This is a genomic window from Algibacter agarivorans (assembly GCF_039543245.1).
GTDB classification, from domain to species: domain Bacteria; phylum Bacteroidota; class Bacteroidia; order Flavobacteriales; family Flavobacteriaceae; genus Algibacter_G; species Algibacter_G agarivorans.
The window spans coordinates 146,866-153,942 of sequence record NZ_BAABJJ010000037.1 but is presented as its reverse complement, the minus strand read 5'-3'; the positions used below and the strand labels follow the sequence as shown (position 1 = coordinate 153,942).

The 7,077-nt window shown below is 32.6% G+C and carries 9 protein-coding genes; 6 read left to right on the top strand and 3 right to left on the bottom strand.

Annotated features, from left to right (window positions below; all coding sequences use genetic code 11):
* The first annotated feature begins 336 nt into the window (after window positions 1-336).
* The 4 genes from ABD935_RS13385 to ABD935_RS13370 all read left to right on the top strand — a co-directional run bounded on the left by ABD935_RS13385 (window position 337) and on the right by ABD935_RS13370 (window position 2,484).
* Complete coding sequence (locus tag ABD935_RS13385) at window positions 337-846, top strand: RNA polymerase sigma factor (protein WP_345192731.1); 510 nt, start codon at window positions 337-339, stop codon at window positions 844-846.
* Complete coding sequence (locus tag ABD935_RS13380; RefSeq protein ID WP_345192729.1) at window positions 833-1,303, top strand: hypothetical protein; 471 nt, start codon at window positions 833-835, stop codon at window positions 1,301-1,303. The genes ABD935_RS13385 and ABD935_RS13380 overlap by 14 nt, the downstream gene beginning before the upstream one ends.
* 63 nt (window positions 1,304-1,366) lie before the next feature.
* The gene (locus tag ABD935_RS13375; protein WP_345192727.1) at window positions 1,367-1,927 is read left to right on the top strand and encodes a DUF4252 domain-containing protein; all 561 of its coding nucleotides are present in this window, start codon (window positions 1,367-1,369) and stop codon (window positions 1,925-1,927) included.
* 14 nt (window positions 1,928-1,941) lie between these two features.
* Window positions 1,942-2,484 carry a DUF4252 domain-containing protein gene (locus tag ABD935_RS13370; RefSeq protein ID WP_345192725.1) on the top strand — a complete coding sequence of 181 codons (543 nt, stop codon included), beginning with the start codon at window positions 1,942-1,944 and terminating at the stop codon, window positions 2,482-2,484.
* A 190-nt stretch (window positions 2,485-2,674) separates the two neighbouring features.
* Here the strand turns inward: ABD935_RS13370 and ABD935_RS13365 are convergent, their stop codons facing one another.
* From ABD935_RS13365 to ABD935_RS13355, 3 genes are all read right to left on the bottom strand, one after another.
* Complete coding sequence (locus ABD935_RS13365) at window positions 2,675-2,872, bottom strand: hypothetical protein (protein ID WP_345192722.1); 198 nt, start codon at window positions 2,870-2,872, stop codon at window positions 2,675-2,677.
* A gap of 7 nt (window positions 2,873-2,879) precedes the next feature.
* Window positions 2,880-4,223 carry an adenylosuccinate lyase gene (purB, locus tag ABD935_RS13360; protein WP_345192720.1) on the bottom strand — a complete coding sequence of 448 codons (1,344 nt, stop codon included), beginning with the start codon at window positions 4,221-4,223 and terminating at the stop codon, window positions 2,880-2,882.
* An 86-nt stretch (window positions 4,224-4,309) separates the two neighbouring features.
* Window positions 4,310-4,882 carry an adenylosuccinate lyase gene (locus ABD935_RS13355; protein WP_345192718.1) on the bottom strand — a complete coding sequence of 191 codons (573 nt, stop codon included), beginning with the start codon at window positions 4,880-4,882 and terminating at the stop codon, window positions 4,310-4,312.
* A 37-nt stretch (window positions 4,883-4,919) separates the two neighbouring features.
* On the opposite strand from ABD935_RS13355, the gene ABD935_RS13350 reads away from it, so the two are divergent.
* The gene (locus tag ABD935_RS13350) at window positions 4,920-5,393 is read left to right on the top strand and encodes a heme-binding domain-containing protein (RefSeq protein ID WP_345192716.1); all 474 of its coding nucleotides are present in this window, start codon (window positions 4,920-4,922) and stop codon (window positions 5,391-5,393) included.
* Between the two features lie 339 nt (window positions 5,394-5,732).
* Window positions 5,733-6,971 (top strand): glycosyltransferase family 4 protein, encoded by a 1,239-nt coding sequence (locus ABD935_RS13345; protein WP_345192714.1) that lies wholly within the window; start codon window positions 5,733-5,735, stop codon window positions 6,969-6,971.
* Window positions 6,972-7,077 lie beyond the last annotated feature (106 nt).

The following is a 7,077-nucleotide window of genomic DNA, read 5'->3' as shown; positions in this document are numbered from 1 at the left end:
GCACCACAAAGGTAACTTTGCGGAACAAATTTCCCTTTCTCTTTTTTAATCGTTTAGGACGCTATTGGTATTTTAACTATAACTTTAAGGCATGCACTCGCATAAGGGATTGCAGTCCGGATAGCTTTCGGGATAGAGCGACTTGTGAAAGCCCGACCTTCCTGACCGGCAGGCGCCTTAAAAAATATTTTTTTTATTTGAGATGTAACAAAACAAATACTGTGTCGTCGTAATATCAAATAACCATAACTAAGCTAATTTAATAAAAACCAAACCAATTAAGTTTTCCCTTTGGGGAAATGTCTGGAAAGACAATGTGGCTTAAACCAAACCAAAATGACTCAAACGGAGTTTTTAAATATTGTAATGCCTTTTAAGGATAAAGTATTTCGTTTAGCAAAACGATTACTGGTATCTACTGAAGAAGCTGAAGATGCAACGCAAGAGGTTTTGTTGAAATTATGGAAGAATAAAACGAAGATAAAAGAGTATAAAAATGTAGAAGCTTTTTCGATGACTATGACCAAGAATTTTTGCTTTGATAAATTAAAATCTAAACAAGCACAAAACTTAAAAATTGTTCATAGTAATTATGAAGAAAAGAATACGCCATTACAAAAACAGATTGAGTTAAATGATAGCGTTAATTGGGTAGCAAAAATAATAGAAGATTTACCCGAACAACAAAAAATAATCATTCAACTTAGAGATATAGAAGCATACGATTTTGATGAGATTGCGAAAATGCTGGATATGAATAATACGGCGGTTAGAGTAGCCTTATCGAGAGCACGAAAAACAATAAGAGAAAAATTAACTAATACACATAATTATGGTATTAAATAATATAGAAAATTTATTAGAAAAGTACGATAACGGAGAAACAACCCTAAAAGAAGAGCAAGTGTTGAAAAACTATTTTTCCAGCGACACTGTAGCACCACATTTAGAAATGTATAAACCTATGTTTGACTATTTTTTGGTAAACCAACAAGAGCAATTCACTAAAGACGTTCCATTAAAAACCAAACGTAGCTTTAATTACAAATGGATATCTGTCGCAGCAGTAGCGGTTCTTGTATTGGGGATTTATTTCAGTAAATCATTAAATAATGATTTAGGGACCATTGAAGACCCACAATTAGCTTTTAACGAAGTTTCAAAATCATTAGAAATGATTTCTCAAAACTTTAATAAAGGCGCTTCAACCGTTGGATATTTAAATGAAGTAAACAAAGGGACTTCAACATTAGGCTATCTCAACGAAATTGAAAACACAACAAGTATAATTTTTAAAAATTAATCCCCCGATAGCTATCGGGACAAAAAACAATGAAGCATTCAAATAAATTAAAAAACAAGAACAATGAAAAATAAATTAATAGTATTCGTAATGGCCATCATGTTATTACCTTTTACAGGGATGGCACAAAAAGATATTTTTGAAAAATACAATGATAACGCGGATGTTACGTATGTGTCCATAAAACCTAAAATGTTTCAAATGATAGCTAAAATGGGTATTAATGTGGAAGATGCCGAAGCAAGAGCGTATATGGATATGGTAAAAAGCATCACTAGTTTTAAAACCATTGTAACAGATAATGAAAGCATATCTACAGATATTTCAAAATGGGTAAAATCGCGTTCTGGAGGCTTAGAAGAGTTAATGGAAGTTAAAGACGAAGGTACTGAGGTGAAGTTTTATGTTAAAGAAGGTAAGGATGCAGACCATGTAAAAGAACTTTTAATATTTGTAAACGGTATAGATAAAGTTATGGAAGATAAGATTGAAATTAATGGTAAGGAACGCAAAATTGAAACCGTAATTGTTTCACTTACCGGCGATATTAACCTTAATGAAATATCTAAACTTACCGATAAAATGAATATCCCAGGAGGGAAGCATTTAAATAAATCAAACTAAGTAAATCATCAATCATGCAACGAACAATCAAATACCTAGCATACACCTTATTAACCGCAGTTTTATTAACAAGCTGCGGTAATGGTGAAAGCTTACAGCGTTATTATGTAGACCATCAAGAGGCTAAAAACTTTATATCGCAAGATATTCCACTGTCTATGATGGAGATTGATAAATCTAATTTTACTGAAGAACAAAACGAAGCCTATAATTCAGTAGATAAATTGAATTTTTTAGGTTATAAAACCAGTGAAACTGATACTGAAACATTTAAAGTGGAATTAGCAAAAGTTAAAACGATTTTGGGCGATAGTAAGTATAACGATTTAATGGAATTTAGCGATAAAGGCAATAAAATTTCAGTAAAGTATATTGGAACTGATGATGAAGCTGATGAGGTTATTGTCTTCGGAAGTGCAAAAGACATGGGGTTTGGTATTGTTAGGATTTTAGGTAATGATATGAGCCCAGATAAAATGGTGACTTTAATAAGTGCTTTGCAAAGTGCGAATATTGATGAAGCTCAAATAGAAAATATTATGAATTTCTTTAAGTAATTTATTTTAGTACATGACAAAAGAAAAAAATGTCACATTGAGCGCAGTCGAAATGCTATAAAAACTAAGGTTTCCAATGTCTTCGACTGCGCTCAGACTGACATTTAATATACCACCAATTTTTGTCATATACTCAGGTGATTTATAGTAATTATGTTAATGAAAAAAGCTTCCGTTTTGGAAGCTTTTTTCATTTTGTATCCTTTTGTTTTACAGCATCCTTTTCAGGTTTGTAATTCAAATAAAACAGATTGATAATTAAGGTTAAAAACATAATGGTAAGAACCGTTAAGACTATAAAATTATCCAGAATATCTAGTATTCCTAATATAAAAAAACCAATGGTCATAATACCACTAAGTATTAAAGCTTGTTTGTCGGTTAGCATAAAAATTTTATATTCCAGTATAGTTACTAGGTGTAATACGTTTTAATTCTTCTTTTATTGTATCAGATATGTCTAAAGTATCAATAAAATTAGAAATAGAGTCTTGGTTTATCTTTTCATTGGTTCTCGTTAAACCTTTTAAAGCTTCATAAGGGTTAGGGTAAGCTTCTCGACGCAGGATCGTTTGGATAGCCTCGGCAACAACCGCCCAATTATTTTCTAAATCTTCAGCAAATTTACTTTCATTTAGCAATAATTTATCCAAACCTTTCACGGTCGATTTAAAACCAATAAGTGTATGTCCAAATGGCACGCCAACATTCCTTAAAACCGTACTATCTGTCAAATCTCGTTGTAATCTTGATACAGGAAGTTTGGCAGAAAGGTGCTCAAAAATAGCATTGGCTATACCTAAGTTCCCTTCAGAATTTTCAAAATCTATAGGGTTAACTTTGTGTGGCATTGCAGAACTACCAACTTCTCCAGCTTTAATTTTTTGCTTGAAATAATCCATTGACACATAAGTCCAGATATCTCTATCTAAATCAAGTATGATGGTATTAATACGTTTTAAGGTGTCAAACAAGGCCGCCATGTGGTCGTAATGCTCAATTTGAGTCGTTGGAAACGAATGTTGTAATCCTAATTTTTCTTGTACAAATTGACCACCAAAAGCTTTCCAGTCAATGTTTGGATAGGCTACATGATGCGCATTGAAATTACCAGTTGCACCACCAAATTTAGCAGCACTTGGTATATCGTTCAATAAATTAAATTGTTCTTCTAAACGCACCACAAAAACCTCAATTTCTTTGCCAAGTCGAGTGGGCGATGCAGGTTGTCCGTGTGTTCTGGCAAGCATGGAAATTGCTGCCCAATCTTTAGATAGCTTTTTTAGCTTATCTAAAACGATAAAGTATTCAGGAACATAAACAGCGTTCATGGCTTCCTTAATACTTAAAGGAATAGCCGTATTGTTAATATCTTGAGAGGTTAATCCAAAGTGGATGAACTCTTTATATTCAGATAAGCCTAAAGCATCAAATTGTTCTTTTATGAAGTACTCAACCGCTTTAACATCATGGTTGGTAACGCTTTCAATTTTTTTAATGGCTAGTGCATCTTCCGAAGAAAAATCGTTATAAATAGCTCTTAAACTATCAAAAACCGAAGTATCAATAGATTGAAGTTGTGGCAATGGAATTTCGCAAAGCGCAATAAAGTATTCTATTTCAACTAAAACTCGATATTTTATTAAGGCTTCCTCAGAAAAATAAGGGGCTAATTCGTTGACTTTACTTCTGTATCGTCCATCAATTGGAGAGATGGCATTTAATGCTGATAATGACATATTAGGTTGATTTTTTGAAGTTCCAAAGATAGGAAAGAAAGTTAGAAGTGCGAAGCGAGAAACGAGAAGTTATTATGATTTAGTGGTTAGTTATTAACTCGTTTAATCTTTTTTAAAATATGTCTTGCTCGTGCTTTAAAAGCGGCACTTTGTATTTGGAAATCACGTTTTAATATAAGTTCTAGTTCTGGATGAACCCAGCCATAATCTTTTCCTAATAAAAAAAGCGTAACCATGCTATAAGCTTTTGCAGCCACTTTTTCATCATTAATCATATAATCAAAACAGGTTTCAATGATGCGTTCCTTATGTGTTTCTTTAAATGTGTTTTTTATGTAAATATTTGTTTTTGTATCATAGGCTCTTGCCAGAAGCTCACAAATTTTGGCTACAGGGCGTACTGCTGAATCTAAATGAACTTTATGCATGTTTTCAGTAAAGGTATCTATGTAGGGCATTAAAGTATTAATATTATGGTTGCACATAAATTCAAATACCCAGGCGGCACGAGGGGATACTTTGTCATCAACCATAAAAAGAATATCCAATAATTTAGGAACCAAATCTGGGTTATCCTGTATTAAATGCGCATAATGTAAACGTTTTTCACGCGAGTGATTTACATAGTTTAATTCTTGGTATAGTTCGGTTGTAGTCAAAACGATTTTCTTATTTTTATACCATAAATGTATTAAAATGAATATTACAAAAAAAGTACTCATTCTATTGTTAATCATGTTTTTAATCGCTCAATTTTTTGGTCCTGAAAAAAATGAAGGTCATTTAAGTTCTATCGAATATTTTTTAGTAGAAACCAAACCGCCAGAAGATGTAAAACTTATTTTAAAGGAAACTTGTTACGATTGCCATAGTAATGTTACAAGATATCCATGGTATAATAATATTACACCAGTAAATTATTGGTTGGCAGCGCATCTAAAAGATGGAAAAAAACATTTTGATATGTCCAATTGGGAAGGCAATTCGACAAAACGAAAAGACCATAAATTTGAAGAACTCATCGAAATGGTTGAAGATAAAGAGATGCCTTTAAAGTCTTATACATGGACACATCCCGAAGCAAAACTTACAGATAATCAAATAAAATCTGTTTTGGATTGGGCTAAATCGGTGCGGCTAAAGTATAGTTTGGAACCAAAACCAGAATGAAGGGTCCCATCCTATCCTTCCCCGAAGGGGAAGTGAAAGTAAGGCGGGAAAATAACCCAGAAAATCACCTTGTCAAAAACTCCAATTTCCAATCTGTAATGTTTAGGTTTTGGAATTTATTTTTTAGATTTTGGAATTTAGAAAATTTTTATGAATAAACATGTTTTCTGGAAACGGTAGCGTATGGGTTTCCACTCCTTGTAGGGGATTAAGGTGTGGGTTCTTGGACCGTTTTATGCTAACGTATAATTAATATGTTTATCAAATAGAAAAAGTTTAAATGAGTTCATTATATTCAATTCGGCTAAATAGAAGAAATTAATAAAAATTCGTGAATACGTGGCGTCAAAAAAATTACTAATCATTGGCTTTGTATGGCCAGAGCCAAAAAGTTCTGCTGCTGGTAGTAGGATGATGCAACTTATTGAAGTTTTTCAATCTGAAAATTATCAGATAACCTTTGCAAGTCCGTGTGCTAAAAGCGATAATGCTTTTGATCTGGAAAGCATTGGAGTTTTACAAACGGCTATAGAATTAAATAACTCTAGTTTTGATGTTTTTGTAAAGAACTTAAATCCCGATGTGGTTTTGTTTGACCGTTTTATGATGGAAGAACAATTTGGATGGCGTGTTTTAGAGCAGTGTCCGAATGCTTTGCGACTTTTAGATACTGAGGATTTACATGGTTTACGTAAAGGCAGGCAAAACGCTTTTAAGGATGACAAACCATTTGATACATCGTATTTGTTCAACGATACCGCAAAGCGAGAAATAGCAAGTATTTATAGAAGTGACTTAAGTTTGATTATTTCTGAAGCCGAAATTAAAATTCTTAAGAATGATTTTAAAGTTGATGAATCTTTATTACTTTATTTACCTTTCATGTTAGAAGACGTTTCAAACGAAGCCATGAAATGTATGCTGAAATTTGAAGACCGCCAACATTTTGTAAGCATTGGTAATTTTTTGCATGCCCCTAATTATAACGCCGTTTTGTATTTAAAAGACATCATTTGGCCATGGATTAGAAAACAACTGCCTAAAGTAGAACTACATATTTACGGTGCTTATGCATCGCAAAAAGTAAATCAACTTCATAACGAAAAACAAGGTTTTTTAATTAAAGGTTTTGCTGAAGATGTAAACCAAGCTATGCAACAGAGTAAAGTGTGTTTAGCGCCCATTCAATTTGGAGCAGGTTTAAAAGGGAAGTTAGTTGATGCTATGCAAAACGGAACGCCTTGCGTAACAACAACTATTGGAGCAGAAGGGATGTTTGGAAATCTAGTGTCTAATGGGTTTATTGAAGATAATCCAGAATTATTCGCCAATAAAGCGGTTCAATTATATAACAATGAAAGCCTTTGGAAAGAAAAACAACAAAATGGATTTAAAATTATCAATCATCGGTTTGATAAATCCCAGTTTCAAGAAAAACTGATTTTAAATATTGAAGAAATAAAACAACAACTTAATACGCACAGAATCAACAATTTTATTGGTCAAATGCTTCAACATCATAGCATGAAAAGCACGAAATTTATGAGTAAATGGATTGAAGAGAAAAATAAAAATTAGATGGCTATCATCATTTAATAAAAAAATAAGCACTTGGTTTTTTTAGAAAAATTAACCAACTTTGCTTAACAATCAATAAAGTTTGGCTGTGATGTCCAAATGGCTA